The sequence below is a fragment of the Rossellomorea vietnamensis genome (genome assembly GCF_008180415.1).
In the GTDB taxonomy this organism is placed as follows: Bacteria; Bacillota; Bacilli; order Bacillales; family Bacillaceae_B; genus Rossellomorea; species Rossellomorea vietnamensis_C.
Genome location: NZ_VTEI01000003.1, coordinates 116,052 through 140,689, shown reverse-complemented (window position 1 = coordinate 140,689; position 24,638 = coordinate 116,052). Strand labels below are relative to the sequence as shown.

General features: G+C 39.8%; 36 protein-coding genes and 1 pseudogene. 15 read left to right on the top strand and 22 right to left on the bottom strand.

From position 1 onward, the window contains the following. Window positions 1–23: 23 nt before the first annotated feature. Window positions 24–299, top strand: a complete 276-nt coding sequence (locus tag FZC78_RS07035) for an HU family DNA-binding protein (protein ID WP_148938948.1) — start codon at window positions 24–26, stop codon at window positions 297–299. A gap of 300 nt (window positions 300–599) precedes the next feature. Here the strand turns inward: FZC78_RS07035 and FZC78_RS07030 are convergent, their stop codons facing one another. From FZC78_RS07030 to FZC78_RS07010, 5 genes are all read right to left on the bottom strand, one after another. Next, complete coding sequence (locus FZC78_RS07030; RefSeq protein WP_148938947.1) at window positions 600–1,226, bottom strand: LysE family transporter; 627 nt, start codon at window positions 1,224–1,226, stop codon at window positions 600–602. 186 nt (window positions 1,227–1,412) lie between these two features. Then, window positions 1,413–1,658, bottom strand: coding sequence for a hypothetical protein (locus tag FZC78_RS07025; RefSeq protein WP_148938946.1), 246 nt, complete (start codon window positions 1,656–1,658; stop codon window positions 1,413–1,415). Window positions 1,659–1,908: 250 nt separating this feature from the next. Then, window positions 1,909–2,421: a DUF3231 family protein gene (locus FZC78_RS07020; protein WP_148938945.1), complete on the bottom strand. Its 513-nt coding sequence runs from the start codon at window positions 2,419–2,421 to the stop codon at window positions 1,909–1,911. Window positions 2,422–2,788: 367 nt separating this feature from the next. Then, window positions 2,789–3,103, bottom strand: coding sequence for a DMT family transporter (locus FZC78_RS07015; protein WP_148938944.1), 315 nt, complete (start codon window positions 3,101–3,103; stop codon window positions 2,789–2,791). A gap of 2 nt (window positions 3,104–3,105) precedes the next feature. Further along, the gene (locus FZC78_RS07010; protein ID WP_148938943.1) at window positions 3,106–3,459 is read right to left on the bottom strand and encodes a DMT family transporter; all 354 of its coding nucleotides are present in this window, start codon (window positions 3,457–3,459) and stop codon (window positions 3,106–3,108) included. 168 nt (window positions 3,460–3,627) lie between these two features. Here FZC78_RS07010 and FZC78_RS07005 point away from each other — a divergent pair, with 168 nt between their 5' ends. Beyond that, window positions 3,628–4,674: an ATP synthase beta subunit C-terminal domain-containing protein gene (locus FZC78_RS07005; RefSeq protein WP_148938942.1), complete on the top strand. Its 1,047-nt coding sequence runs from the start codon at window positions 3,628–3,630 to the stop codon at window positions 4,672–4,674. Between the two features lie 93 nt (window positions 4,675–4,767). Here FZC78_RS07005 and FZC78_RS07000 read toward each other — a convergent pair whose 3' ends face one another. Then, a complete protein-coding gene (locus FZC78_RS07000) occupies window positions 4,768–5,280 on the bottom strand; it encodes a DUF421 domain-containing protein (protein WP_148938941.1) in 513 nt (170 codons plus the stop codon). A 92-nt stretch (window positions 5,281–5,372) separates the two neighbouring features. Then, on the bottom strand, window positions 5,373–5,939 hold the full coding sequence (locus FZC78_RS06995) for a DUF2179 domain-containing protein (protein ID WP_148938940.1): 567 nt from the start codon (window positions 5,937–5,939) through the stop codon (window positions 5,373–5,375). A 289-nt stretch (window positions 5,940–6,228) separates the two neighbouring features. Here FZC78_RS06995 and FZC78_RS23535 point away from each other — a divergent pair, with 289 nt between their 5' ends. After that, window positions 6,229–6,576, top strand: coding sequence for a hypothetical protein (locus FZC78_RS23535; protein WP_187444835.1), 348 nt, complete (start codon window positions 6,229–6,231; stop codon window positions 6,574–6,576). 79 nt (window positions 6,577–6,655) lie between these two features. Here FZC78_RS23535 and FZC78_RS06985 read toward each other — a convergent pair whose 3' ends face one another. From FZC78_RS06985 to FZC78_RS06970, 5 genes are all read right to left on the bottom strand, one after another. After that, window positions 6,656–6,940, bottom strand: coding sequence for a hypothetical protein (locus FZC78_RS06985; protein WP_148938939.1), 285 nt, complete (start codon window positions 6,938–6,940; stop codon window positions 6,656–6,658). Window positions 6,941–7,169: 229 nt separating this feature from the next. Next, complete coding sequence (locus FZC78_RS06980; protein WP_148938938.1) at window positions 7,170–7,334, bottom strand: YfhE family protein; 165 nt, start codon at window positions 7,332–7,334, stop codon at window positions 7,170–7,172. Between the two features lie 142 nt (window positions 7,335–7,476). Next, window positions 7,477–7,626 (bottom strand): hypothetical protein, encoded by a 150-nt coding sequence (locus FZC78_RS23530; RefSeq protein ID WP_187444834.1) that lies wholly within the window; start codon window positions 7,624–7,626, stop codon window positions 7,477–7,479. 46 nt (window positions 7,627–7,672) lie between these two features. After that, window positions 7,673–7,867, bottom strand: a complete 195-nt coding sequence (locus tag FZC78_RS06975; protein ID WP_148938937.1) for a YozQ family protein — start codon at window positions 7,865–7,867, stop codon at window positions 7,673–7,675. 14 nt (window positions 7,868–7,881) lie between these two features. Beyond that, window positions 7,882–8,634, bottom strand: coding sequence for a TraR/DksA C4-type zinc finger protein (locus FZC78_RS06970; RefSeq protein ID WP_148938936.1), 753 nt, complete (start codon window positions 8,632–8,634; stop codon window positions 7,882–7,884). 431 nt (window positions 8,635–9,065) lie between these two features. Between FZC78_RS06970 and FZC78_RS06960 the strand changes: the two genes are divergently transcribed. Beyond that, window positions 9,066–9,401, top strand: a complete 336-nt coding sequence (locus FZC78_RS06960; protein WP_148938935.1) for a hypothetical protein — start codon at window positions 9,066–9,068, stop codon at window positions 9,399–9,401. Window positions 9,402–9,413: 12 nt separating this feature from the next. After that, complete coding sequence (locus FZC78_RS06955; protein WP_148938934.1) at window positions 9,414–9,971, top strand: GNAT family N-acetyltransferase; 558 nt, start codon at window positions 9,414–9,416, stop codon at window positions 9,969–9,971. Window positions 9,972–10,024: 53 nt separating this feature from the next. Here FZC78_RS06955 and FZC78_RS06950 read toward each other — a convergent pair whose 3' ends face one another. Continuing rightward, a complete protein-coding gene (locus FZC78_RS06950) occupies window positions 10,025–10,696 on the bottom strand; it encodes a DUF421 domain-containing protein (protein ID WP_148938933.1) in 672 nt (223 codons plus the stop codon). Between the two features lie 130 nt (window positions 10,697–10,826). After that, window positions 10,827–11,225 carry a secondary thiamine-phosphate synthase enzyme YjbQ gene (locus tag FZC78_RS06945; RefSeq protein ID WP_435874035.1) on the bottom strand — a complete coding sequence of 133 codons (399 nt, stop codon included), beginning with the start codon at window positions 11,223–11,225 and terminating at the stop codon, window positions 10,827–10,829. Window positions 11,226–11,547: 322 nt separating this feature from the next. On the opposite strand from FZC78_RS06945, the gene FZC78_RS06940 reads away from it, so the two are divergent. From FZC78_RS06940 to FZC78_RS06930, 3 genes and pseudogenes are all read left to right on the top strand, one after another. After that, entirely contained in the window at window positions 11,548–12,171 is a 624-nt protein-coding gene (locus tag FZC78_RS06940; RefSeq protein WP_148939499.1) for an NUDIX hydrolase, read from the top strand. Between the two features lie 288 nt (window positions 12,172–12,459). Continuing rightward, window positions 12,460–12,762 (top strand): hypothetical protein, encoded by a 303-nt coding sequence (locus FZC78_RS06935; RefSeq protein ID WP_148938932.1) that lies wholly within the window; start codon window positions 12,460–12,462, stop codon window positions 12,760–12,762. Window positions 12,763–12,913: 151 nt separating this feature from the next. After that, window positions 12,914–13,599: pseudogene (locus tag FZC78_RS06930) on the top strand (Type 1 glutamine amidotransferase-like domain-containing protein). Window positions 13,600–13,723: 124 nt separating this feature from the next. Here FZC78_RS06930 and FZC78_RS23525 read toward each other — a convergent pair. The 3 genes from FZC78_RS23525 to FZC78_RS06925 all read right to left on the bottom strand — a co-directional run bounded on the left by FZC78_RS23525 (window position 13,724) and on the right by FZC78_RS06925 (window position 15,283). Beyond that, window positions 13,724–13,894 carry a hypothetical protein gene (locus FZC78_RS23525; protein WP_187444833.1) on the bottom strand — a complete coding sequence of 57 codons (171 nt, stop codon included), beginning with the start codon at window positions 13,892–13,894 and terminating at the stop codon, window positions 13,724–13,726. After that, complete coding sequence (locus tag FZC78_RS24525) at window positions 13,895–14,017, bottom strand: hypothetical protein (protein ID WP_286365477.1); 123 nt, start codon at window positions 14,015–14,017, stop codon at window positions 13,895–13,897. Between the two features lie 66 nt (window positions 14,018–14,083). Next, window positions 14,084–15,283 carry an NAD(P)/FAD-dependent oxidoreductase gene (locus FZC78_RS06925; RefSeq protein WP_148938931.1) on the bottom strand — a complete coding sequence of 400 codons (1,200 nt, stop codon included), beginning with the start codon at window positions 15,281–15,283 and terminating at the stop codon, window positions 14,084–14,086. Window positions 15,284–15,371: 88 nt separating this feature from the next. Between FZC78_RS06925 and FZC78_RS06920 the strand changes: the two genes are divergently transcribed. The 3 genes from FZC78_RS06920 (at window position 15,372) to FZC78_RS06910 (ending at window position 17,280) form a co-directional block, all read left to right on the top strand. After that, complete coding sequence (locus FZC78_RS06920; RefSeq protein ID WP_148938930.1) at window positions 15,372–15,965, top strand: DNA-3-methyladenine glycosylase; 594 nt, start codon at window positions 15,372–15,374, stop codon at window positions 15,963–15,965. Window positions 15,966–16,203: 238 nt separating this feature from the next. Beyond that, window positions 16,204–16,323, top strand: a complete 120-nt coding sequence (locus FZC78_RS06915; protein WP_113928572.1) for a 3-methyladenine DNA glycosylase — start codon at window positions 16,204–16,206, stop codon at window positions 16,321–16,323. A gap of 306 nt (window positions 16,324–16,629) precedes the next feature. After that, entirely contained in the window at window positions 16,630–17,280 is a 651-nt protein-coding gene (locus FZC78_RS06910) for a CPBP family intramembrane glutamic endopeptidase (protein WP_148938929.1), read from the top strand. 309 nt (window positions 17,281–17,589) lie between these two features. Here the strand turns inward: FZC78_RS06910 and FZC78_RS06905 are convergent, their stop codons facing one another. Both FZC78_RS06905 and FZC78_RS06900 read right to left on the bottom strand, forming a co-directional pair. Continuing rightward, window positions 17,590–17,784 (bottom strand): spore germination protein, encoded by a 195-nt coding sequence (locus FZC78_RS06905; protein ID WP_148938928.1) that lies wholly within the window; start codon window positions 17,782–17,784, stop codon window positions 17,590–17,592. Between the two features lie 25 nt (window positions 17,785–17,809). Continuing rightward, complete coding sequence (locus FZC78_RS06900) at window positions 17,810–18,049, bottom strand: hypothetical protein (RefSeq protein WP_148938927.1); 240 nt, start codon at window positions 18,047–18,049, stop codon at window positions 17,810–17,812. A 190-nt stretch (window positions 18,050–18,239) separates the two neighbouring features. Here FZC78_RS06900 and FZC78_RS06895 point away from each other — a divergent pair, with 190 nt between their 5' ends. Next, the gene (locus FZC78_RS06895) at window positions 18,240–18,944 is read left to right on the top strand and encodes a class I SAM-dependent methyltransferase (protein ID WP_148938926.1); all 705 of its coding nucleotides are present in this window, start codon (window positions 18,240–18,242) and stop codon (window positions 18,942–18,944) included. Window positions 18,945–19,038: 94 nt separating this feature from the next. Here FZC78_RS06895 and FZC78_RS06890 read toward each other — a convergent pair whose 3' ends face one another. Then, the gene (locus FZC78_RS06890) at window positions 19,039–19,851 is read right to left on the bottom strand and encodes a DUF2935 domain-containing protein (protein WP_148938925.1); all 813 of its coding nucleotides are present in this window, start codon (window positions 19,849–19,851) and stop codon (window positions 19,039–19,041) included. A 255-nt stretch (window positions 19,852–20,106) separates the two neighbouring features. Between FZC78_RS06890 and FZC78_RS06885 the strand changes: the two genes are divergently transcribed. From FZC78_RS06885 to FZC78_RS06875, 3 genes are all read left to right on the top strand, one after another. Further along, the gene (locus FZC78_RS06885) at window positions 20,107–21,096 is read left to right on the top strand and encodes a Gfo/Idh/MocA family protein (RefSeq protein WP_148938924.1); all 990 of its coding nucleotides are present in this window, start codon (window positions 20,107–20,109) and stop codon (window positions 21,094–21,096) included. Then, window positions 21,093–21,371, top strand: coding sequence for a hypothetical protein (locus FZC78_RS06880; protein WP_148938923.1), 279 nt, complete (start codon window positions 21,093–21,095; stop codon window positions 21,369–21,371). Before FZC78_RS06885 ends, FZC78_RS06880 begins: the two co-directional genes overlap by 4 nt. Window positions 21,372–22,277: 906 nt before the next feature. Beyond that, entirely contained in the window at window positions 22,278–22,757 is a 480-nt protein-coding gene (locus FZC78_RS06875) for a site-2 protease family protein (RefSeq protein ID WP_148938922.1), read from the top strand. A gap of 509 nt (window positions 22,758–23,266) precedes the next feature. Here the strand turns inward: FZC78_RS06875 and FZC78_RS06870 are convergent. Beyond that, window positions 23,267–23,485 carry a hypothetical protein gene (locus tag FZC78_RS06870; RefSeq protein ID WP_148938921.1) on the bottom strand — a complete coding sequence of 73 codons (219 nt, stop codon included), beginning with the start codon at window positions 23,483–23,485 and terminating at the stop codon, window positions 23,267–23,269. Window positions 23,486–24,002: 517 nt separating this feature from the next. Further along, a complete protein-coding gene (locus tag FZC78_RS06865; protein WP_148938920.1) occupies window positions 24,003–24,302 on the bottom strand; it encodes a DUF3817 domain-containing protein in 300 nt (99 codons plus the stop codon). Window positions 24,303–24,638: the final 336 nt, after the last annotated feature.

Here is a 24,638-nt window from a genome sequence, read left to right as displayed (position 1 = left end):
TAATTTCTTAGGAGGTTTTACATATGAATAAAACAGATTTAATTAATGCAGTTGCGGAATCAGCGGAATTAAGCAAGAAAGATGCGGAAAATGCGGTTAAGGCTGTCCTTGAGAATATTGAAGAGACTCTTGCAAAAGGTGATAAGGTACAATTAATCGGTTTCGGAAATTTTGAAGTGAGAGAACGTTCTGCAAGAAAAGGGAGAAATCCGCAAACAGGGGAAGAGATGGAAATTCCCGCCAGCAAACAACCTGCATTCAAACCAGGTAAAGCTCTAAAAGACAGTGTGAATAACTAATAGTCCTTCAAAGACCAGCCTTAGCAGCTGGTCTTTATTTATGCACATAGAAAATTCTTTACACTTAAAAATGGTTGCCCTATAAACCGTATAAAGGGTGATATATTTTTTACAGCGCATGGCTGCATAAGGTTTTCGGCAGGAAGGAATAGAACACTATTACTTTAAACAGCAATTATTATACGGTTAAGACCCTCTTGAAAAGGATTTCAAAAAGACTGTCCAAGTGGTGGACAGTCTGGTCTGAATTTAATTAATTTCAGCTATTTATCAGCTGCATTTTCATGCTGCTTTGAAAGATTAAAGGAAAATAATTTTAATCGCTTCCCAACCGAAATAAAAACCAAAGCCAATCAGAGAGAGACCCGATACACATGAGATGGCGACAAGTAATTTGTCAGTTAGGAATTTTCTAAAGGAACTTGACAATGCTGCCATACTGACATCCCATAGTGTGATTCCGATGAATATAGCACCGCTGTAGAGGACCAGATGGGCATGGTCATAAGTCTGGGCTGTTTTGGCAAGAACAGATCCATAAATCCCCAGCCAAAATAAGATGGTTAACGGATTGGATAGGGCCATCAAAAAACCGGTTAAGAAAGTTTTAAGATAAGAATCACTGTTCTCTCTGTTGGTGGAACTGATTTTTCCGGCTCCGAGGAGACTTTCAATTCCAGTATAGACGAGTACGAAAAATCCAAATGACCAAAGGAAAGTCTGGACTATAGGGGTATCAAGAAAGCTGACAACACCAAAATAAACAACAAGCATGTAAAGAAAGTCGGCTGCAACAGAGCCTATTCCAATGAGCCAGGCATGCCAGAACCCGCTTTTGATTCCTCGGTCAAGCTGTGCTGCATTGATAGGACCTATCGGTGCGGCGAGCGATAACCCGAGGAAGATATAGCTTATAAAGACAGCCATTTTTTCACCCCTAAATAAGATAACTTGTACATCTTATTCAGGAGTTGTCCTATTTATCACCTTTAACTAGTATTTACATTACAGCAGGGTCAACTGAATCTGAGAAGGCCTCCCTTGCCAGATAAGCTAATGGCAAAGCGGGCGATTATAGGCACTAAAATCAGATGAGTAGAGCTTAATTAAAAGTTATAGAGAGGCATGTGTTTCTTCCAAAATTCTCATCATTTCTTGTGCACGGTGATATTGTTGTTGTTCTTCCTGTGAGGCGTCCTGGATAATACCATGGACGCTATTCAGCAGTGATTGTGCGTAGTGGATATCAAGTGATGCTCGTTGATAGTGCTGGGGGTCATTGTTTCCTTGAGCATCCATTAAATTACGTTCAGCGATTTCTACTTGTATTAATGCTTCCTTTAATTTTTGATTTACCATATTCATTCCTCCTGATGGATATATTTTTGTGAAACTTTATTGGGGCTATCTCTTATATATTTTGAAAGCTCTTGTTATTATTTGGCGGAAATAACCTGGTAAGCAACAATGAAAAGAGCTTGTCTCCCTGTTTAGTAAAATTCCGTAAACAGGTGAAAAAACCGGCATAGGGATTTTTCTGATAGCAACAATGTATGCGGAAACAGTCTAATAAAAAGGGAATATTCCGTTTGGAATATTCCTGAGTGATTTAGCAGTCTTCTTTCTTATGCTGATGAAGTGGAGGGGGGATCAACCAGCCTTTTTCTTTATTAAGACGAAGAAGCTTGCCTCCCAATGTTGCTTTCTGCATATGGAATTGTCCAAACATCATTGCGATGTCTTCTCTAACCGATTGTCCTATAGCCTGGCTGCATGCGACCAATCCGCCAGCAATATCCCTTGATAGTGTTGCTGAAATCTCAGGGTCCTGGAATCTCGCTCCTACCGGGATATCTTCAAGGCAAGCGTTTGGGCGCTCTGGGGGAGAAGGAGGCAGGCCGACACCATTCTCTTTCAGCAGCTCTTCAATTTGCTTGATTTCCTGCTGTCCGTTTTGGATGAGCTCTTCAATAAACTTATTTAAATCTTTATCACCTGTATGATTCTTTAACGTTTGATAACCTGCCACCATTCCTTTAGCAGCCAGTAAAAAAGACCAGGTTCCAAAAACCTCACCATAATGCATTGGTTCTTCTTTAGGATTTCCGCTTAGAATACCCATTGTAATCCTCCTGAAAACATTCATTTTTTGTGCCACCTCTTTCAATATGCACAACATTATTGTTTTCCATAGAGAGGATGGATATTCAGTTATCATATAAAAAAGGATTTTTTGGGCAGGACTCATTGGGGTGCCAAAGGTGAGGGGAAACAGTTTGATAGGTATCTGCTAGCAGACTGAAAGCAGATGCTATAAAGAATAAAGCCTTGAAGCAAAGGCCTCTTAGACAAAGGATGCGGGGATATCAATACCAGGAAGGGGAAAAATACGGTAACATCGAAAAGAAAAGAGCTGCTCTTCCCCGTTTAGAGTTGAAATTCTTAGTAACCGGGGGTAACAGAAAGCAACTATGTATACGAAAACAGCCTTATGAAAAAGCCTTAAGACCTATAACACTTATAACAATACAACTGATGAATAATATTTTTTTGATGTCCCTGCTTTCATTGAAAAATACCATACCTGCAATGACAGCACCTGCTGATCCTATACCAGTCCATACCGAATACCCGGTACTTATAGGAATGGATAACAGGGCAAGTGAGAGGAGGTAGAAACTTGCGCCGCCTGAAAGAAAGGCAAGGATCGTCGGCAGTACTTTTTTATAGCCTTCTGAAAGCTTCATGAATGTCACGAGAAGAACCTCGAATATTCCCGCTGTAATTAAATATATCCAAGCCATTATTATACCTCCGGATTGTTTTCATCTTTTTTCATTCCATCTTTTGAACTGAACTTCAGACCGAGCACGCTGAAGATAAGAAGGCTGATGAAAAATATTTTGGCGGTACTCACTTTATCTCCTAAAAAGATCATCCCGATGATGGAAGTTCCACCAGCACCTATACCTGTAAATGCTGCATAGGCAGTACCGATTGGTATCATTTTCATTGACTTTGCAAAAAAATAAAAACTGATCAGCAGAAGGATCACAGTCATGACACTGGGTAAAGGTTCGGTAAAGCCCTTTGAAAAAGATAACCCGATGGCCCAGCCGACTTCCAATAATCCGCCAATTACAAGGTAAATCCAAGCCATATTGTTCTTCCTTTCTTATTAAGAAACTTTTCAATACCATTACAATTATCCATATTAAAGGATAAATCGCAAATAGAAAGTATCTACCAAGAGTGATTAATGCTAACTGTTGCATTCTTGTTTTACTGAGTAAAATGGTTTACTATTTATAGTAAAGGAGTGATTGCGGTGACTACGAATATTAAGTTGAATACAGCCCTTTTACGGAGACGGGTTCCTAATCTAACTTCAGCAGCTAAGGCTGTTGGTTTAAGGCCTGCTACAGTATCCAACCTCTGTACAGGAAAAATCCCGGTTGGCAGAGCGGAGGTAAAGACGATAGTCGCACTTGCTTCTTTAGCCAACTGCACGATTGATGAACTGCTGATTCGAGACAGCGGCTTGGAAATGATTGAAAGCGGGATTAAAGTGGTGGATATCTTTTGTCCGATTGTAAAAGGGGGGAAGATTGGATTTATAGCAAGGGCTCAGATGGGACAGCTTGTTCTGTTGAATGAGCTGATTATCAGGCTGAAAGACAAAGGCTTCCAGATGATTTTCGTTGATGAAAATTCCACTGTCCCTGATGTCGCTGAGGCCAGAGCAGCCTGTGACCATGTGTGCCAGAGCACAGAAGAAGTGTTCAGCCTTCTAAAAAAAATGGAAAATAAGGAAGACATAATCCTAATAGCAGATCGGGCAATGGTGAAGTCAGGCGAATTGTTTGCTATGAATGAAGAGTTTGAACGAGCTGGTTTTCCTAACATAACGACCTTCTTATATGATCCAAGCGGGGAAGCTGTCGATGCTGAAGATCCATATGGACCACTCGATTCCCTTATTCCTTTTGATTTGGACTTGGCTACCAGACATATGTATCCAGCAGTGCAGCCAGTTCAAGCAACTTCCACCTTATTAGAAGACGCCCTCTTGGGTACTAACCATTTATCAATCCAGCGAAGAGCAAGAAAGCTTTTAAGAAGATACAGGGAAATTCGGGTACTTGTCAATAATATTGGTGAAGAGAGAATCCCTGAATCGGAAATGGATCTTTATCATAGGGGGCAGCGATTGGAATCTTTTCTAACTCAGCCTTTTTATGCTGCCGAAGCTTTTACTAATCTAAAAGGAGAATACGTTCCCTTGGAGGTCTCGCTGGCAGGAGTACAGAAAATAATTGATGGAGGAGCCGACAGCATTTCAGCAGAACAGCTTAAATATATCGGCAAGCTATAGCTTCTATAAGGACAAGGGTGCCAGTCTCTATTGAAAGCTGCTATAAACCCGGCAAACAGGCTGACCCGCCAAGTGAATGTGTCAGCCTGTTTGTTATTTATATCCCTTTACCTCATCCAGTGTATCTTTATCTTCTTTATCTGATTTTTTAATGATGGAAATCGATCCGTCAGACTCCAATACGACAGTGTCTATTTTCTTCATTGAACCAATTCCTTGGGAACGGGCCGCTTGGAATATAGCTTTTTTCGGTACCCGTTCCTTCTTCATGGCGCCCTCCCTGAAACCCCCATCCTGATATAGGACTTGAGGGTGCGATTTGATGATTTTGTTGAACCAGTCAATATGTACAGCGAGCTTGGCAATGACATATTGGAGAGCAATCAACATAAAGAATGCCGTCGTTCCTTGTGCCCAGGTAATATTCTTATCAAGAAGAATGGAAGAGAGAGTGGACCCCATCGCAACAGTTATTACTAAGTCAAAGGCATTTAACTTAGAAAGGGTCCGTTTTCCAGAAATTCTAAGAAGAATAACAAGCGAGATATAAGAGAAAATTGCAATGATGATGGTTCTCTCGATGATATCGAAACCGGAAAAAAACATGGAAATCCTCCTTTCTTTGTCTCTGTTGTTATTTTTCCTTATATAGGTGTGCTTAAACAAAAAACCCCTTCAAATGAAGAGGCCAGGATAGTTTAACTATTCGGTTCTGCAGCAGCTGAGGACGCCTCACGCTGGTTCTTTTTCATTCTTTTTTTCATTGCCTTCACGAGGAAGCCGCCTTTGAATCGGCGGGGTTCATATGAAATGACAAAGGCTCGCGGCTCGTGGACTTCAACAATTTCAAGAAGTTCTTCCTCACGATTCCGTTTTGTCAGTATTTCAAGCTGGTACCGTTTGCTGTCACGTCCCATGCCTTCAAATACAGTGACCCCAAACCCTTCATTTCTAAGGATTTCAATTAATGTTTCATTAATATCCATCAGGTTTACCACGATGCTTGTATATCCTATTGCAAGTTTATTTTCAACTTTGCTTCCGATAAACAATCCGACACCAAATCCTAAAGCGTATACCAGCATGCTGGCGATACTCTGATCACCCGAGAAAACCAAGGCCAAACCAAATACGTAAATCAAGGCTTCCATGAATCCAAAGGCAGAGGCTGCAACACTCATGTTCTTTACAAGGAAGATGGTCCTTAAAGTCAATATAGGGACATAAACCAACTGCAGAGCAAAAATCAACAAAATATCTATCATCAAAAGTACTCCTTTATTTAAAAAGTTAAGTTCAAAAAATACTTTCCAAATATAACACTGATAGCGGTCTAAAAGGAAGGGTTATTTGTGATTTTTTTTTTGGATTTCCTTGAGTCGAATGAATTTCTACTCTCCCTGGATTAGAGAGTAAACTCTTAGTATCCGGGGATACCCGAAAGCAACAATATATGTGAAAACAGCCTTCTTCAAAGAGTGTCGATATCAAAATGGATCGGCTTTGCATATATATAAATGTAGCGTATCAAAATAAAAACAAGGAGTGTATACTTTGCTGCCTTATGATGCATATAATCAAAGACAAAACTTCATGTATGGCTATCAACCTGGAGGATACGGGCAAGGACCTTATGGGAACACAGGATTTCAAGGAGGCTACGGACCTGGATTTGGAGGATACCAAGGCTATACCGGTGGATATGGGCCATTTCAAAGTCCGGGCTATGGAGGGTATGGTTCTCCAGGATATGGGGGTTATCCAGGGTTTGGGGGTCCATATGGCGGGCCTGGATATGGACCCGGAGGAGGACTATCTCCTTTAGGTGCCGGATTATTGGGACTCGGAGCAGGCTATTTGGGAGCTGAATTGCTCGATAATAAACGCGGATATTATTACTAAGTATAAATAAATATCTTGTTTTAACGGATAATAACAAAACAGGTGCATTTCCTCATTAAATAGGAGATGCACCTGTTTTTTAAGCTGTTACGTTACTATATTTTTCAGCCATCCTTTTGACAAACTGCCCGTAATTTACAAGCCACGAAGCAGTCAGGGCGAGCAATGAATTCAGGATAGAGGCGGTAATGATAAAGCCATGCAATTGGTTGTAAGCAGTAAAAATGTACCCTGCCATAGAGCTCAGGAGAATTAAAACAGATAGTGGGATATTGGGAAAAAGAAATGTAATAAGGCCGCTTACTAAAAGGGTAACAGCACCAAGCATAAAAAATTGCAGGATCAGTGATAAGGTGAATTCCATGATATTCCTCCTTAAGGTATTTCCCACTACCATACCCCATTTGTACAAAGGGTAATCTAATATATGCAAAAACAGCTCTTCTAGAAGATCTTGGTTTTAGTCCTTATAACATCTATTGGAGTTGCAAGCCCGGAGTGGAAATCATGTTTATGAACGGATTCAATAACCACAATATTTACGAATACAGACATTTCAAAACAAAAAAACGGAGGGGCTGCCCTCCGCTTCTTTACTTATTCTCTTGGTTAGACGACTTAACTTCATCTGGGTACCCTGCTTTAGTTGCTGCTTTAAAATCTTTCGCGTATTGCACCTCTTGGGAACTGGATAGTCCGTTATTTCTTTCAGTATTAATCCCTTTGTATGGAAGTCTTTTCTCGTTTCTCCCTGCCATGATGATTCTCCTTTCAAAGTAATTAATATCTTGCTTATAATTTAATTACCCTGAAGGAAACAGACTAAACACCTTGTGCTTTAGTGTCTTACAGGGTTGGAAGGGGCTGTCCCTTTCAACCCTTTAAGAGTGGTGATATTTGTTATTCTTCCCGTAAAAGAGGAGGGAGGTTTTCCGTCCGCTGAGGTCCATATTTACTTCCGTCATTTTGCTTGATATGTTTATTTCCAGGGTATATGGACTTATGCTCATGAGACAATTTTGCCACTTTTCCCGCATCTGTATTAACCATTCGAATTCCTCCTTAAAAAAACAATGCAGTGAGAACTATGCTGTATTTATCTGGGCAGGTCGATATCCTTGCCTTCCAGATTCTCAATTTTCCCATCAATAGTGCCTTCAGTCAGGCTGTCGCTTGCCTGTTCGTGTGTCATTGCAAGTCCTTGTGAAAGCTCATCACTCTTCTTATAGTCAGAAACATCGTACGTTCTTCCCGCAAGATCAGTAGAGGGGCTCTTATGTTTTTTATCCATTTTTTTCACCTCTTTTATTCTTCAATGTAAGGATCATGTTCGTAGGCAGGCAGATCACCAAAGGTTGTCATGGTCCCTTCTTCATCTAGAGCTTGTTCATACAGTTCATGCTGTTTGTTAGGATACACTGTGACATTCCTGCCTTCGATATCATTACCGGTAAAATTCTCGAAATCCTCTGTATACCCAACATTCTCCTCATAATCGATGTACACGTCATTATAATCATCTGGAGGATTCATCAAGGCAGAAGGGGACTCAGAAGTACCCCATTCTGCAACCGCTTGCCATGAGTCTTCTGCATCAAAAGCCGTATTCTCATCCTTTTCGTCCAAAAAAAACTTACCGAATGGCGGCATAAGGACTCCTTCTTCTATAGGACGGTTATGAGAAACGGTCTGGTCAGGGCTGTGTTCCTTGCAATATAAGGCAGTAGGAATTGCCTCAAGCCTTTCGACCGGGATATCCTTCCCGCATTCATGGCATTTTCCATAACTGCCTTCTTCCATTGCTGCCATGGCCTTTTGTATACTTTCAAGCTCATAATCAAGATGCTGATGTAGTGCTATATCCTTTTCTCTCTCATAAAGTTCGGTGCCCTCGTCTCCGGGATGATTATCATAACTGGATAATTCGCCAACTGTTTCATGAGGATGTCCATGATTAAGGTCAAAATTGTCGTTATCTTCCTGTCTTTTAATAATGGTCTTTTCCAGTTCTCCTAAAGTTGAGCGGAAGGCAGACAGTTGTTGTGCAGTCAGTGTCATTTCATCATTCCTTCCAAGAAATTTTCTTTTTTAGTATGGAACAGATTCAGAAAATCATGATTGTTAAATGATACCGGATTCATTATTGGTTTATTTGGTCGGTGAATGGAGAACTTCGGTAAGGAAATAAAAAATCAACTGCCTGCCAGGGCGGAAGATTTATTTAGGTTTAGGAAATTATAAAATCACCCTCTGTTGATAATTTGCAGCTAAATTATCCACGTCCAGAGCTACAGCGCCTAGCCCCTCGGGGTCAAATAACCCTCAGAGAACAAAAGGAAAGAGCGCCTTTTTTTCTCTGAGGAACATTTGCCTGTCGGGGCTGATCAAGGCGCTTTCGCTTTTGTTCTTCTGCTATATCTTTCTGTCATAAATCCTCTGCAGGTGAATATTTTTAAGTTGCTGAATCTTTAAGCGGGGGAGAGTTACAAATGAACAAAGTTATCGTGAAAGGCTGTGTCTTTATCGCTTTGGCAGTGATACTGGGCATGATGTTGATGTATGAAAGTAAAGAAGGTGAAGAATTAAAAGACAAGGTGACCCTTACCGAAAAATATTTTGCACCTGGTCAATCGGATGTGGCTGTTGGAATAAAAACAAATAAATCCATCGAGATAAGGGATAGCGAAGAGAAGTATTGCGCAATGGAATTCAGCAACAAAAAAATATTTGAAGTTGATTGTGACAAATATCTTGATTTTACTATAGGAGATAAAGTTATTATTATTTATAAAGACAACCGCCTTATAAAACTCGGCAAAAAGTAGGGAGAGAAAAAAATGCATTTGGAAAGTATACCTGTTATCGAAACAGAGAACTATTTATTGACTGAAATGAAAGAGATCTATGCTCCAGAGATGTTTGACTTTCTGGGAGACAGAGTAACCATGAAGTTTTTGACACCCCACCCTGATAAAACGGTACAAGAGGTGGCTGAAGGTATAAAACGTTCACTGAAGCAGTTCAGCATGCAAAGTGAAATACCCTGGGTGATCAAAGAGAAACATAGCAGGAAAATCATTGGTATATTTCGGCTGCACAAGCTTAGCTTCTGGCACAGTAAAACGGAGATGGGAGTAGTAATCTCCAGGGAATATCAAAAAAAGGGAGTCATGACCGAACTATTACCTGTGATTTTATCCTATTGCTTCAATGATCTGAGATTGAACAGGGTGGTGGGGGATATCTTTGCTGAGAATGAAGGATCTCGTAAATTGCTGCTTGCTCATGGTTTTCGTGAAGAAGGGGTGCTGAGACAGACAGACTTCGATGGAGAGCAGTATCATGACACCGTCGTATTTTCTATACTGAGGAATGAATATGTAAATTTATCATAATTGTATCAATCAGCCAAACAACCCGTTCCAATTTGTGTGAACGGGTTGTTTAATCATTGTAAGTCTTTCGGAGGTTCATTAATATGTCCCTTATTACTTACTTCATCAAAAATGTTATCCTGTACAGAAGCAGTGGAGGCGGTATAACTTGTTGGCTGTTGGACAGGAAGGGCTTTATAGCCGGTATTTCCGGAAAAAACAGTCAGCTTATTATTGATCATTTGAGTAAGCAACTCCAATTCCTGCCTTAGCTGAATGATATCTTCTTTGGTTGCAGGCTGTTTTGGCTGCTTCAAAATGAATCCCAGCTGTCCATTCGGTTCCAATGTCGCAAACTGAACATCTGAAATGCCGCTGACTTGGGACTGCCGCAGTTTCATTTCCAGCTGATCCACGGTAAGGCGCATTTTTTTCAATGCTTTTTTTTGCAAAGTGCCATTTTGTATGACCACTTTTGATTGTCCGGTGATAAATTTCTCCAGTGGGTCGTTTTTAATCTGGAGAAACTCCATAAAAACCAATGTTAGTACCAAGGTAAGCCCAACCAGCAGTGTAGCCCAAACTCCTTTGCCGACAATTGGCTGTACAAGAAGTGAACCGAGGCCTATCATGATGACAACTTGAGCTAATGTCATCTGTGAGATCGATTTTCTTCCTGCTACACGTAAAAGTAATGTGCCTCCAATAACGATCAGAACTGCTTTCCAAAGTAAGTCAAAATCCATTCCCTTTTCACTTCCTTCTAAGTACGTTCTTGTTAAATAAGTGCTTTGCTGTGTCAATCAGCTTCTGCAAACCAGCTTATTGATGATTAGGTTGTGAAAAAGGGGAGGAGATTATACTTTTTCCGCTCGCCTATTCAGTCAGCTTGCAAACACACCTTCTTGTTCTCGGTCCGTCGAATTCGCAAAAGTAGATTCCCTGCCATGTACCCAAAAGGATTTTGCCTTTTGAAATGATGAATGTCTGTGAATGGCCGACCGTGCTGGTTTTTAAGTGAGCTGCAGTGTTTCCTTCCCTATGAAGATCTTTAATATGATTCCATGGATAGGTTTCATCCAGTCTCATTAAAAAGTCTGTTTTAACATCAGGGTCGGCATTTTCATTTACGGTTATTCCGGCTGTTGTGTGCATGGACTGAACGATCAATGATCCTTCTTTTACCCCTGTTTCAGATATCCACGTTTGTATCCTTGCGGTAATATCCACTATTTCATCTCTGCTTGTCGTCGTGATTTCAAATTCCATTATCAAATTTATCAGCCCTTTCCTTTTCTTCTTTCCTTCCTTTTACTATAGCTGATTTTTAATGAGGTTAAACCTTGTTGATATGTCCAGGGCGATTTGCAGGAAAAAGGAGGATATACAAGTGTTAACAAGAATTACTTAGAGTGGGAGAGCTTGATTATTGTGCTTGATAGGCATTCACTACATAGGGTTTAGGCAATAGTCTTGGTGCTATCAGAAGAAAAATGAGTTCCCTTCACGATCAAGAAGCAATGCCACAAAGGGAATTAGCAATAACCAGTTGCTACAACGGAAAAAAAGGGTAAGGTAAAGGATAGGGGGGGAAATGATGAACATAGAAGATATTCAACTAAGATTTAATAATCGGACACCAACCATTTTGGGCAGCGGACAGTATTACCGATTTTCTGTGCTTCTGCCTTTAATAGAAATCAATGATGAAATTCATATCTTGTTTGAAGTGAGGTCTGAGCAGTTGAGGCGTCAGCCTGGCGATATATGTTTTCCAGGAGGAAAAGTCGATGAGAGTGATGACACAGAAAAGCAAACAGCCATCAGGGAAACTTGTGAAGAACTAGGGATCGAGGAAGGAAACTTATCTGGCATCTACCCGATGGATTACATTGTATCCTCGTTTGGCACTTTCATCTTTCCTTATGTTGGAATACTGGACGAGAAGGCCATAATCAAACCGAATGCAGATGAGGTAGCTGAAACTTTTACAGTTCCCTTGTCATTTTTCATCGATACAGACCCTAAAGTATATAAAGTAGGCTTCACAATTGAACCAGAAGAGGATTTCCCACTTGATTTAATCGCCGGAGGGGAGAATTATAACTGGCAGACAAGAAAGATCGACGAGTATTTCTATTTCTATGAGGATAAGGTTATATGGGGATTGACAGCTAAAATATTGAAGCATTTTATTGATGAATTGACGAATATGGAGTAAGCAGCTTATAGTCCAACTCGATTCTGTGTATAAGTCTCTATTTAGAATCGAGAACGTTTAACAAGGCTCTGGATATACCTGAGCCTGGAGGATATAATTAGTTACGTTATGCCGCTATGTAATCATATAACGAATGAAATGAATGGGTGTTTTCTGCCACACAATAAGAAAAGGGAAGCTCTCTCTCTGTTCAAGGAGAAAACCTTAGTAACAAGAATTATCAGAAAGCAGCAAATACAGCCTGAAATTTATTAAAGCACCGGAGTCTATTATATTGGAGGGAGAAGAATGTTTAATGAACAGGTAAGGAGTGTTCTGGGAAAGCTTGCCTTAATGGACGATGAAGATCCTCGTATGGAAGAATATCTGCAAAGACTGCTGGATTTGCTTCTTCAAGATGAGGAAAAGACGATTCAGTTTTTGGAACAAGGAAGCCGCAAAGAACTGCTTCTCATCAGTGAACTATTTCCTGAGGTAGCTTACACTCTTGGCAGTGAAGACTTTCTGAAATATATCTATCAATTGGATAAGAAACACCCAGAACTTGATCTGTTAAGGCATATTGAAACAGATCCCAAGTATTTGAATTAGGTTCTTTTCGTAAACTTTGTTGCTATTCGACACTAATCCCGAAAAAGTAATCATATTAAGAGGGGTGAAAAGTGGTAACACCGAAAAGTCCGAAACCAACTATATATGCGATAACAGCTTCTTTAATTGATCAGTGGAAGGCAGGTTTAGCATGCAGCAAATTATTGCGCTTGGGGGCGGTGGGTTTTCGATGGAACCAGAAAACAGCCTCCTTGATACATACATTTTGGAACAAGCATCGGTGAAGATACCTAACATTTGCTTTCTTGCAACAGCTAGCGGTGATGCTGAAGGATACATAGATAGATTTTATCAATTTTTTCAAAAACTCGATTGTACACCATCACACTTATCGCTTTTTAAGCCTCACACCCGAGATATCAAAAGTTTCCTCTTAAGTCAGGATATCATTTACGTTGGAGGAGGAAATACCAAAAATTTATTGGCACTCTGGCGGGAATGGGGATTAGACACTATTCTGAAAGAGGCTTTGTCTTCCGGAATTATACTTACGGGGCTGAGTGCGGGTTCCATATGCTGGTTTGAAGAAGGAGTCACAGATTCCTTTGGAGAAGGGTTGGAACCAATTAATGGTCTGGCTTTTTTAAAAGGAAGTCACTGCCCCCATTATGATGGGGAATTGGAAAGGCGTCCAGCATGATAGAACGTTCGAAATTGAAAGCAGGATACGCAGCGGATGATGGTGCAGCCCTGCACTTTATCGATGGCAATCTTGCAAAGGCAGTTTCTTCACGCCGGCATGCTTTTGCTTATTTAGTAGAAGAATGCGGGGAAAAGGCAGCACAGCAAAAACTTACTACGATCTATTTGGGATAAAATAGGAACTGGTTGAAAACAGTCCCCAAAAAATTAAGGGAATGACTTGAGTCTGTTTGATTCATTGGAGTTTTCATTTTACCTCCAATACTTGAAGGAAGCTGGTTCTTAACTTAAAACGATGTTATAAAGATATCTCCACATCAGCTTCATCGGTTATTAAAACAGTCGTATAGCTGTAGAAGGACTGGGCTGCTTCTATTTCACTTTCATCTTGCGAGAGAGCATTCATGTAATGGTTATAACTATTAACATCTTTAATTATATGGTAAAAGTAAGTAGGGATCCCATACATTCAACGTATCCTTTTCTTTAAAGATAAACTGGCCTTGAAACCGATTTCTGAACCATTCACTTGCTTCTTGGTGATTTTCGAATCAGGCTTCTCTTCAACAAGTTGTTCAATGTTGATGTCCATCCTGCTATATTTTGCAACTTAAGTTTTCTTCATGTAAGTAAAAGCTTGGTGCCTAGAAATGCGGACTTATGTCTTAAGATAGATTTTATGATCTTCTGAACTGCCCTTTACGATCAAATCCCTGATGATTTTAGCCAGGACCATATTATATACAGTCCCGTTATCTCCGTATCCCATTAAGTAAAAGTGGTTTGGTTTGCTCTCATATATACCCAGCATGGGAAGGCCATCGTGAGTTCCTCCATAAAATGCACCCAGGTAAAATTCAGGAGTGATCTTAATATGAGGAAAAAGCTTATTGAACTCTTGGATAAGTCTATCCCTCTTGTTGAGAATTTTCCCGTCTCTTTCGGCAGCTATATCGGTATTCTCATCCAATCCTCCAATGATTATTCGATTGTCAGCTGTGGTACGCATATAGATATAAGGCCTGGCTGTTTCCCATATGAGGGAGCGTTTGTGCCATCCGCTGAAATCCTCTACAGCATTTGTGACAATGCTATAGGAAGAGTTCAACACCGCGTTTTTTTCCTTTTTAAATTCCAGGGATTCATAGCCACCTGCAACAATTACATATTGAGCTGTGATGGAAGAGGAGTTGTCAGTATAGTAAACACTTTCCTTCTCTGTCACTTTTTGCCCGGTAATATGGGTTTCTTCAAATATTCTTGTTCCGTTTTTCTTCCCTTTTTTCAGTAATCCATGAGTGAATTTAAAAGGATTCAACTCAGCATCCTTTTCTCCATAGATTGCTGCCAATTTGGAAAAGGAATAGCTGCGTGCTATCTCTTCTTCTTCAAGATACTCCACAGGGAAACCATGTTTTTTTAGAAGTTGAAAGTCTTTTTTGAGTTTGGGGAGATCTTCTTTTGTACTTGCGTAGTAAAGAGTGTCTCTCTCGTGAAATTCGACATCTATATCGAGTGATTCAGCCGCTTTTTTAATTTCACTCATCCCTTGCCTGCATAAAATTAAATGCTGCATGGCTTTTGTTTCCCCAAAAGAATTGACTAGTTCGTGGACCATTTTATCGCCCATGTACTGGATGAGGGCAGTGTTAGCTGCTGTACTGCCATAGCCTATTTTCCGTTTATCGACTACTGTAACATCAAGCCCCGATTCGGAAAGGAAGTAGGCACATTGAGCACCGGAACTGCCTCCGCCAATAATCAATACATCACATTTTATATTTTCTTGAAGTACCGGGTACGAAGGGGCATTCAAGAAGGTAGAGGGCCAATATAGCTTTCCCGACTGCAGATTCATGTTAAGCACATCCTAATGAAGAACTTTGGTAAATACTATTTTCTTCAAAATATTAGTATTCATTCACGCATAGAAAGGAGAGGCTGAAATGTTTGACTCAACATCCTATACAATCCTCCCCCAAAGCTTTTATGAGGCACCCACACTTCAATTAGCTGAAAACTTGCTCGGCTGTCTGCTTATCAAAGAGACAGAAGAAGGAATAACTTCTGGATATATAGTGGAAACAGAGGCCTATATGGGACCGGAGGACAGAGCGGCTCATAGCTTTAATAATCGACGGACCAAAAGAACGGAAATTATGTATGCTGAGGCGGGAAGGGTGTATACCTATGTGATGCACACTCATTGTCTGGTAAATGTGGTGAGCGGGCCGGTGGGAAAACCGGAGGCAATTCTGATCAGGGCGGTTGAGCCGAAGGATGGCATCGATTATATGATGGAAAGAAGACCAAAGAAGGGAAAAGAGCTGACAAATGGACCGGGAAAATTGACAAAAGCCATGGGAATCACCATGGCAGACTATGGCGGATTCTTTCATCAAGGTCCTTTATATATTGCAGAAGGGTATAAGCCGGTTAGTATAGAAACAGGTACAAGAATCGGAATTGGCAATTCCGGGGAAGCACGTGATTATCCTTATCGCTATTGGATCACAGGGAATACATACATTTCTAAATAGCTGCAAAAGGAATGGGAAGTTTTCCTTTAGAGTTAAAATACATTTATTCTTTTCAGGGTTTGTATCATGATGAACCTAAAAGGGGAAAATTATGCCGAATTTTTCTTCAATTTCAGAAAAATCTTTTTGGATCACTCATTCTGATCAGAGAAAGTGAAAAAACCTGAAGAAATCCTGTTTGATTAAAATTCGGAACGGGAAAAGATTTATTGAACGTAACTTAAAGGAGGAATTCATAATGAGCAAAGAACAAGAAGAAAAAGATAACCTCTCTTTAGAACAGGAAGAAAAAAAGGAAAGCAATCAGGAAATCGATCCGCAAAAGGATCCGGATAAGCCGAAGCATCCGGAAGATTGATACTGGATTAATACGGAAAGCCAAGGATAGAATCCATAGGATTCTATCCTTTTTGCAGCTATTACCAAGAATGTTGCTTTCGGGAACTCCCCCAATGAGGTGCTTGATGGCTTTGAAAAAGGAGAGCAGCTCATGAAAGCTATTAAATCACAGCCAACATAAAGAAAAGATCCTTTTTAGATCGCGCAAATCTTCAAGGGATGATTGATCTAATTAAAAACTAATGGTGTGTGCATGGTCCCCAGTGGTCAATGCCTATATTACCATGATAAGAATAGTACATATTAACTGTTTTTGAGGTGTAAAATGAGTAAAACTCTATTGCTGATGGGTCCAACCATCATGATTTTCATTGGGCTGACCCTTATTGGGAATGTACCTTTAACTTTTGCGTTATTCTACGGATGGCTTCTTCTAATCCCAGTCTATTCCAGCTGGAAGAAGCAAAACCATTCTCAATGGAAATTTAGTATAACCTCCCGCTCACTAATGCTGGGAATGGGTAGTGGAACCCTTGTACTGGTGATTATCTTTGCCGCTGTTTCCTATTTTTTCTCATTCCTGATTGATCTGGAACTTATTCGTTTACTATTGAAGAAATGGAATTTTGATGGAAAGATGATATGGGTTTTAATTGCTGTTCTATTAGTATTAAACCCTTATCTGGAAGAAAATTATTGGCGGAATTTTATTTTTGAAGAGTTGAAAATGTCGACATCAGCTGGAAATGCCATTATCATTTCTTCTTTTTTTTACAGCTTGTATCATTTGCTTTCACTTATAGAGCTGTTTCATTGGCCATTCAATGTACTTGCTGTCATCCCGATTTTTCTGGCAGGGATCATCTGGGGGATCTTTAGATATAAATCTGGTTCGCTTGCTGCACCTATCCTCAGTCATGTTCTGGCAGATACCGGTATCATATTAATCTATTTGGTTTATATCCATACTTGGTAATGATTTGTCTTTTCCTTTGGTATCACTATAAGCGTCAAATATGTAAAAAAACAAGGTGTTAAATACCAAACACCTTGCTTTTTGTGTAGTCTCAATATTCTCGTTAATTTATTCTGAAACCCTCTTTTCTAGGATTTTTGCATAAATTGCTGCTTTCATAAACATCGCAAGAGCTGGAAATTCTTCGGGTACTAAGTTTTTCCTCTTTAATACAAGGGAGCAGCCCTTTTCTTTCTTGCTTATCAGGATCTTTAGGGTGGTTTATGGTGTTATCTTACGAAATTAATATTAAATAGCTGCAAAGTTCATTCAGGGTATTTCAAGTGGAATTGCAGAGGTGACAGAAAATCCTGTGTTTGTTATTTGAAATGGTCCTGTATTTCCTGAACCGGATCCTGTTATACTTTTAGTACTTGAGATGGGTGACTGATAGAGTGGAGCACCGAAGGTTACTTCTCCGCCGCTTACTTCTTTAATATATACGTTTTTAATAAAACATGGCATGATGCTCCGGCTCCTTTATACCGTTTTACCAAAAGAATGCAGCAAGTGCTAACCCTGTAATCGCTCCTAAAGCGATTCCGTATCCGTACCCACCATAGCCATAACCCCACCCTAGGTAGCCATATCCTTGATTCGCCCTGACAGGACGGATATAAACTTTACTGTCGGTAACCCGCGTGATTTCCCCAATATGATTTCTCCCAAAACGATCATTGATTCTGACGACCTTCCCATGGTAACGGCAGCATAGATTGTAATAATTCATAATTCTCTTCTCCTCTCAAATTCAGTTAGTATAGTATCAACTTATTCCACGATAGAAAGGTTGCTTGTACATTCACCTATTTTCTCTTCTTTTCATTAGATAATTAGAGAAAGGGAAAGTGACGGATGCTTTAACTCATACAGAAGGTTAAGTGTTGATAAGACATTATCGGGGAAAAGGGGTTTGAGAAATGGGCAGTTATCTTGATTTCTTGGCGTTGTATGGAATTGGAGGAGCACATCCAGGAGGAATTTTATTAACCAAAGAGTTGATGTACCGCGAAACTATTTCAGAAGATATGTCAGTGCTGGATATCGGTTGTGGTACCGGGCAGACTGCAGCGTTTTTGAAAGAAATGTTTGGCAGCAGAGTGGTGGGATTGGAGAATCATCCAGTTATGCTGGAAAAAGCACAAAAGAGAATGAGGACTGAAGATGCTGAGGTAGAACTTATCTCAGGATCTGCAGAGAATATGCCATTAAAGGATCAAGAGTTTGATTTCGTTATTTGTGAATCTGTTTTGTCCTTTGTTGATAAGGAAGCGGTTCTATTGGAAGCGAATAGGGTCATGAAGGCAGGGGGTGTCTTCATCGCTGTCGAAATGACGGTTGAGCGGGAAATTTCTAGTGAAGATATGGAAATCCTGACAGGATTTTACGGGGTGAAGCAGCTGCTTAAAGAAGAGGCATGGAGGAAGTGTGCGGAAGAGGCAGGATTCAAGAAAGTGGAAATAGAAAGACCGGATTTTCCACTGTTGTCTCCAGAACCTGTTATAGAATTTAATTTATCAGAAGAGATTCCCGAAGAGATTCATGAAATGCTTGATAGACACGAAGGATATTTAGCGGAATACAAAGACCTGCTGGGAGTAAGAATCATCCGTTGTACAAAGTAAGGGAAGCCCAAGTCACCGAGTAGAGACTTGTTATTTTATCACTTTAAAGCACGAAAAAGAACTGCCCTTTTCGTGCTTAAAAGTGGTGAAGTACTTAAGCTTTTACACGGGGAGCTGTTGGGTCGCACTCCGGCAGCTGTGTGCCTGCGGATTCATATAGTTTGATAAGATAGTAGCATTCTTCCCTTCCCATATGATCAGCCATTAATGCTGAAAAGGACCCAAGAAGCTTATTGTTCATTTCCCATTCTTCCAACTCATCGAGGAAGCTTTTGAAAATCTTCATTTCCAATTCTACATCTTCATTGAACTTCGTTAAGGCAGGGAATTCGAGTAAACCAGTTCTCATATAGCCTGCTAGTTCAATGGCCTTTAAGTAAAAAGCTTCAAAGTCTTTTTTAAATTCCGTCCCTTGTTCTTTCAGTTTTTTCTCACTAAGGTCAAGACTGTCATTAATTGCGCCCGCATGTCCCGCTGCATCAGCCAGCCAGAGGAGGTGGTGATGAACGGGATGAAAGTCAGGCACTTCTTCGTTTTTCAACAGGTGATCAAGAATTTTAATATATTCTTCTAATTCATTGACCATATGATTAATGAATGTTTCACCAAGACCGAGGACGACTTTTCCAGTTAATTTTTTTCTTACAAGCGAAAGTTTAAAGGTTCTCAATTTTTCCGTTTGCTTTGCAGCCATTGAAGTCAAATCCTCCAGTTTTTGTCCTGAGAGAGGCTGCCTTGACATTTCAAGGAGCTGATCCATGTTAACGATGAATTGTTCTGCCCTGTTTATCTCCTCTTTCTCAAGGGGGGATAAGGTATCACGAATAAACCGGGCATGGTCTCCAAGTATTTGAAGCCAGAAACGGTGCTCATAAAGAGCCTTTTCCTCAAAACCTTCTCTATTCATCTAATATGACACTCCTTTAGATTTTTTCGAAATCGCTATCCTAATGACTAAAAATTCCCATTTTCAAAATGACCCTGGAAGAAGTAAAGGAAGGAATCAGACCTGTCTAAATGATATCGATTTAATATATGAGAGGATGTCAGTAAAAATTAGTAAAAGTTATTTCCCTGTCAACCTGAATAATTTCACCCTGCTCGTAAAAAGTGATAAAGTATGAGTATTAATCACTAATAAGAGAATAGAGAGGGTTTTACTATGATTCGTTTTGGAGTTATTGGTACCAACTGGATTACTGATCGGTTTCTGGATGCTGCAGGAGGAGTAGATGGATTTGAACTCAAAGCGGTATATTCCAGGACGGAGGAACGCGCCAAAGAATTTGCAGGTAAGCATGGAGTGAAGCAGACATTTACTGATTTAGAGGAAATGGCCAAGAGCAGCAGTATCGATGCGGTTTACATAGCAAGTCCCAATATTCTGCACGCTGAGCAATCCATCCTCTTTATGAATGGTGGAAAACATGTTCTGTGCGAAAAGCCTGCTGCCAGCAATACTAAAGAACTTCAAAAAATGATCGAGGCGGCAAAGGAAAATGATGTATTGTTAATGGAAGCTCTGAAAACTACCTTTATTCCAGGGTTTCAGGCAATCAGAGATAACCTGCCCAAAATCGGCAAGGTAAGAAGATTTGTGTCTGTTAAAAATCAATATTCCTCCCGATATGATGCCTATCGGAATGGAACCGTCCTCAATGCCTTTAAACCGCAACTGGCAAATGGGTCATTGATGGATATAGGTATATACTGTGTTGTGCCAATCATCACCTTATTCGGACTTCCTGAAAGCATCTTTGCACAGGGTATGTTATTAGAAACGGGTGCTGATGGCGAAGGGACCATCCTCTTTAAGTATGAAGAAATGGAAGCAGTGGCGATGTATTCCAAGATTACTAATTCTGCCATCCCTTCAGAAATACAGGGAGAGGATGGGAGTATCGTGATAGACAGTATTTCTGATCCTCAAAAGGTAGAAATACATTATAGAGATGGTTCCATTGAAGATATAAGTGCTGCTCAAAAAGGAAATACTATGTTTTATGAAATCAGTGAGTTTGTCGATTCCATAGTGAAAGGTGAAAGAGAATCCGCAAAACAATCCTTCCAGCAGTCTTTAAATACAATGGAAATTCTGGAAGAGGCGAGAAGGCAGATTGGTATCAAGTTTCCCAGTGATGACTCACAATGAACGTAATTGCTAGTCATCCATATTATGTCGTCACCAGGAAAATTGAAAGTAACGTCCAGGCATCACATGAATCAGAACATGAGCTATTACTTTATGGCGAATGCATAGCATGCTCGCTGAAATCTTTTTGGCTGAAAGATGTCTATGATATCTCTTATAAGTCATTAAATGAAGGAAATGGTTTTCTTTATTTACATACTCATCAGGGGGTACACACATTTTATGTGAAACAAAATCCAGCTTTATTCATCAAGGAATACAAGAAACTTCAGTAGCGGAACCAAGAATAAATACTTTTGCGATTAACCGGAAGATCCCCTCTAATAGAGGCCACTGAAAAAGTCCAACAATTAGTTTAAAGGCAGAATCGCTCACTTCCAAGAGCGATTCTGCCTTTTTCATAAAAGCTTTATGAAAGAGTGCTGGTTTTTTGTTGAGGAGGCCCGATCCGCTTGGTTGGATGATTAATGTAATGGGCTTTAGAGAGAAATTGTCCAGTCATTTCCTTAATTGGGTACACAGCCGTAAATAAGGGAACTTTTTTCCCTTATATGATAAAAGCACAATTTTTCTAGCGTATTAAGATAATTAAGGGAAATTTATTCCCCTATTTTAGCTTTTCTTAGAGTTCTGTAAGAAATAAGGGAATCTCTTTCCTCTATTTACTATCCAAAACACTGAACTACATACTTAAGCACCACCGGTCACTGCCTTTAATTAGCACCCTTCTATCCTTCCAGCGGTGGCTGACAAATAAAAAATACCAAAGGATTCTAACGCTGATGCAGGATAGAGAACAAGAAAAAAGTCAACCTTTCTTCCTCTTTAAGGAAGGATAGTTGACTTTATCTGAGGTTAAAGCAAGTAGACTATAAAATTCGGTAGATTTTCAGTGCTCTCCTCTAATAGGGCTCTTTCTTTGTTATTGTGGAATTGATTTATGCAAGGATGCATGGTACGCTGCATCAATAGTTAAGAAGGTGGTTCGGACAGGATTTTCATAAGGAGACTTTTGTTTTCTGAGGCTGTTAAACTGGATAGCTTTACTGCACCAAAATCTCCATCCTTTAATACATCCATGTACTCTGTGTTACGAGTCTATTAAATACAACGAGAATACGGTTAAAGCGTAAGAGTTCCGGCAATAGACAGAGGAAATATTAAAAACGGGGGTTTCATGAATGTTTACATTGAGTGATATGTGGACCTTCTTTCTTGCGTTCTTTTTGACATTGCCTTTGGTGACTTTGGTCCATGAGGCGGGACACGTACTGGCCGCAAGAGCATTTGGTGCCAAAATTAATTTTACGTTGGGTGCAGGGAAAACTTTGTTCAAGATAGGCCCGCTGGAGGTAAAGAGATTATATTTCATGGATGGCTGGTGCCAATATGAAAGGCTTAAATACGATAAAGTATGGGTTCATATATTTATCTATATATCCGGCAGTTTATCTAACCTTGCAGTCATCCTGCTAATCAACTTTTTGATTTATCAAGGTACGCTGCCTGTCCATATTTTCTTTTACCAGTTCGTTTATTTCTCTGTCTATTTCATCTTTTTCTCTCTGTTTCCATTCAAGACAGGTGAAGGGCAGCCAAGTGACGGACTTGCCATTTACGAGGTAATTAAATATGGGAAGAAGGCAGATCCTATAGACTGATTTATCATTATGGCTCTTTTCGTGAACTTTGTTGCTATTTCAAACTAATTCCGAAATAAATAACCATAATTCACCGAAATATCCTCGTAACCAGGAAAAGAAAAGAGCTGCTCTTTCAGATTTGAGAGAAAACCCTTGGTATACGGGGATATCCGAAAGCAACAATGTATGCGAATACAGCCATCATCTTTAAGTTACCTGTTTTCAGGTTAAGAACAAAATTAGTAAAAGAACTGAATACCCACAAGTGTAGTTTCTTCTTGACTAGGTATTGGTCAGGAGAAGGGGCTGAGTCTAATAGTTTACAAATTTGTATTTCAGGGAAAAACACTACTAGTAGATTTCATAGGGAGGTATTGGCATGAAGCGAATTATTAAATCCCTTGTCAAATGGGGGCCAATAGTATATCCACTTTATAAAAAGTATAGAAATAAAAGAAAAAGTTCAAAATCATATTAAAAGAAAGCCCTTCTCGAAAAATTTAAGAGAAGGGTTTTTTTTTAAGAGATTACTTCTCTGAAGATAACACTTCAGCGGAGCCTCCGAATAATTGTCCTAACAATTCAGAAATTCCTCCAAGGTCGGCATCTGGTTCCAATTCAAGCAGCAAGTTATTTGCGGTCAATTGAAGTCCCAGAATTTGCAGACATAGCGAGCCGGGAACAGACAAGCACAGCAAACTGTCTTCACTACATCTCTCACATGGATCTGTCAGGTTTGCAGCCATTTCTATCACTCCTTTCTTAAACCTACTGATAATATATGCAGTATGAAAGAGATAGGAATAGACTCATATAGTAAGGATAGAAAAAATAGAAGAAGAATTTCCTTTAAGAACAAGAGCAGAAGCACTCTGTTCGGCTCGTAAAGGCAAAAGGTCCTTAGAGGAGGCAGTTTCCGCATAAATTGTTGCTTTCAGATTTCTCCGAATACTAAGGTTTTCCTCTCTTAACCCGGGGAGCAGCTCTTTTCTTTCTTGCTTACCAGGGGTAATATTGGTTAATTATAGTGTTATATAATGAAATTCATATTAAATAGCAACAAAGTTTACGAAAAGAGCCTTATAGAAAAAGCCGGCCTTTCTTTTGAATCACTTGAGGTTATTTTTCAACGAGACGCTGGGCTATGAAGCTGACGCAGGGAACACAGTTGAAAGTTTAGAGGTAAAACCTATAACTTCCAGTACAATAAAAAAGCAGCAAAAGAATTGCTGCTTTAAATTTTCATGTATGAATGTGCCCTGCCTATACCGTAAAATTTGTCTTTTTCAACCTGCTGTCAAGCATCAGGTTACCGAACGGAACAAAGGCGACTAGAATAGAGCCGAAGATCCATTTAAATGCCCAGCGTACCTTGATTGTCGTATATCCGATGACCAGCAAATATAGAATGAAGAAGAAACCATGCAGTGCCCCGACAACCGACACAGCTTCAGGGATGTCTGCTATGTACTTAAGCGGCATTGCAATGAATAATAAAACCAACAGGGATGCTCCTTCTATAAATCCCATTAACCTAAATCGACCAATATCTGTTTTTAACATAGTAGTTCCTCCAATATAGATACTTGTTTTTTATTATAGTATATTGTGATGGGATAAATCCCTTCTTTCTAAAGATTTCATTAAATCTTCACTTTATAACAGTCAATGTCTTATTAGTACTCATTAGAGGACGTGAAGTAGATGAAGGAATTAGTATAAATTTAAGAAGAGAGGCAGGGCTTCCTGGTGTATTTAAAGCCATTTAGAAGGTGAAAAGAACCAGAAATGTAATGTGGAAGGCAGGTTTAGAACCCTTTTAGAAGGAATATACAATCCTTCCGCTAAAGAGCTCTGTAGTATTTACTGTAAATGGCTTCATCTAAAACAGTTTAAATA

Coding starts and splice junctions, on each gene's coding strand:
- FZC78_RS07035 (WP_148938948.1), top strand. CDS start 24: ATGAATAAAACAGATTTAATTAATGCAGTTGCGGAATCAGCGGAATTA.
- FZC78_RS07030 (WP_148938947.1), bottom strand. CDS start 1,226: ATGGCTGTCTTTATAAGCTATATCTTCCTCGGGTTATCGCTCGCCGCA.
- FZC78_RS07025 (WP_148938946.1), bottom strand. CDS start 1,658: ATGGTAAATCAAAAATTAAAGGAAGCATTAATACAAGTAGAAATCGCT.
- FZC78_RS07020 (WP_148938945.1), bottom strand. CDS start 2,421: ATGGGTATTCTAAGCGGAAATCCTAAAGAAGAACCAATGCATTATGGT.
- FZC78_RS07015 (WP_148938944.1), bottom strand. CDS start 3,103: ATGGCTTGGATATATTTAATTACAGCGGGAATATTCGAGGTTCTTCTC.
- FZC78_RS07010 (WP_148938943.1), bottom strand. CDS start 3,459: ATGGCTTGGATTTACCTTGTAATTGGCGGATTATTGGAAGTCGGCTGG.
- FZC78_RS07000 (WP_148938941.1), bottom strand. CDS start 5,280: ATGTTTTTTTCCGGTTTCGATATCATCGAGAGAACCATCATCATTGCA.
- FZC78_RS06995 (WP_148938940.1), bottom strand. CDS start 5,939: ATGATAGATATTTTGTTGATTTTTGCTCTGCAGTTGGTTTATGTCCCT.
- FZC78_RS06985 (WP_148938939.1), bottom strand. CDS start 6,940: ATGGAATTCACCTTATCACTGATCCTGCAATTTTTTATGCTTGGTGCT.
- FZC78_RS06980 (WP_148938938.1), bottom strand. CDS start 7,334: ATGGCAGGGAGAAACGAGAAAAGACTTCCATACAAAGGGATTAATACT.
- FZC78_RS23530 (WP_187444834.1), bottom strand. CDS start 7,626: ATGGTTAATACAGATGCGGGAAAAGTGGCAAAATTGTCTCATGAGCAT.
- FZC78_RS06975 (WP_148938937.1), bottom strand. CDS start 7,867: ATGGATAAAAAACATAAGAGCCCCTCTACTGATCTTGCGGGAAGAACG.
- FZC78_RS06970 (WP_148938936.1), bottom strand. CDS start 8,634: ATGACACTGACTGCACAACAACTGTCTGCCTTCCGCTCAACTTTAGGA.
- FZC78_RS06960 (WP_148938935.1), top strand. CDS start 9,066: ATGAACAAAGTTATCGTGAAAGGCTGTGTCTTTATCGCTTTGGCAGTG.
- FZC78_RS06955 (WP_148938934.1), top strand. CDS start 9,414: ATGCATTTGGAAAGTATACCTGTTATCGAAACAGAGAACTATTTATTG.
- FZC78_RS06950 (WP_148938933.1), bottom strand. CDS start 10,696: ATGGATTTTGACTTACTTTGGAAAGCAGTTCTGATCGTTATTGGAGGC.
- FZC78_RS06940 (WP_148939499.1), top strand. CDS start 11,548: ATGAACATAGAAGATATTCAACTAAGATTTAATAATCGGACACCAACC.
- FZC78_RS06935 (WP_148938932.1), top strand. CDS start 12,460: ATGTTTAATGAACAGGTAAGGAGTGTTCTGGGAAAGCTTGCCTTAATG.
- FZC78_RS23525 (WP_187444833.1), bottom strand. CDS start 13,894: ATGTATGGGATCCCTACTTACTTTTACCATATAATTAAAGATGTTAAT.
- FZC78_RS24525 (WP_286365477.1), bottom strand. CDS start 14,017: ATGGACATCAACATTGAACAACTTGTTGAAGAGAAGCCTGATTCGAAA.
- FZC78_RS06925 (WP_148938931.1), bottom strand. CDS start 15,283: ATGAATCTGCAGTCGGGAAAGCTATATTGGCCCTCTACCTTCTTGAAT.
- FZC78_RS06920 (WP_148938930.1), top strand. CDS start 15,372: ATGTTTGACTCAACATCCTATACAATCCTCCCCCAAAGCTTTTATGAG.
- FZC78_RS06915 (WP_113928572.1), top strand. CDS start 16,204: ATGAGCAAAGAACAAGAAGAAAAAGATAACCTCTCTTTAGAACAGGAA.
- FZC78_RS06910 (WP_148938929.1), top strand. CDS start 16,630: ATGAGTAAAACTCTATTGCTGATGGGTCCAACCATCATGATTTTCATT.
- FZC78_RS06905 (WP_148938928.1), bottom strand. CDS start 17,784: ATGCCATGTTTTATTAAAAACGTATATATTAAAGAAGTAAGCGGCGGA.
- FZC78_RS06900 (WP_148938927.1), bottom strand. CDS start 18,049: ATGAATTATTACAATCTATGCTGCCGTTACCATGGGAAGGTCGTCAGA.
- FZC78_RS06895 (WP_148938926.1), top strand. CDS start 18,240: ATGGGCAGTTATCTTGATTTCTTGGCGTTGTATGGAATTGGAGGAGCA.
- FZC78_RS06890 (WP_148938925.1), bottom strand. CDS start 19,851: ATGAATAGAGAAGGTTTTGAGGAAAAGGCTCTTTATGAGCACCGTTTC.
- FZC78_RS06885 (WP_148938924.1), top strand. CDS start 20,107: ATGATTCGTTTTGGAGTTATTGGTACCAACTGGATTACTGATCGGTTT.
- FZC78_RS06880 (WP_148938923.1), top strand. CDS start 21,093: ATGAACGTAATTGCTAGTCATCCATATTATGTCGTCACCAGGAAAATT.
- FZC78_RS06875 (WP_148938922.1), top strand. CDS start 22,278: ATGTTTACATTGAGTGATATGTGGACCTTCTTTCTTGCGTTCTTTTTG.
- FZC78_RS06870 (WP_148938921.1), bottom strand. CDS start 23,485: ATGGCTGCAAACCTGACAGATCCATGTGAGAGATGTAGTGAAGACAGT.
- FZC78_RS06865 (WP_148938920.1), bottom strand. CDS start 24,302: ATGTTAAAAACAGATATTGGTCGATTTAGGTTAATGGGATTTATAGAA.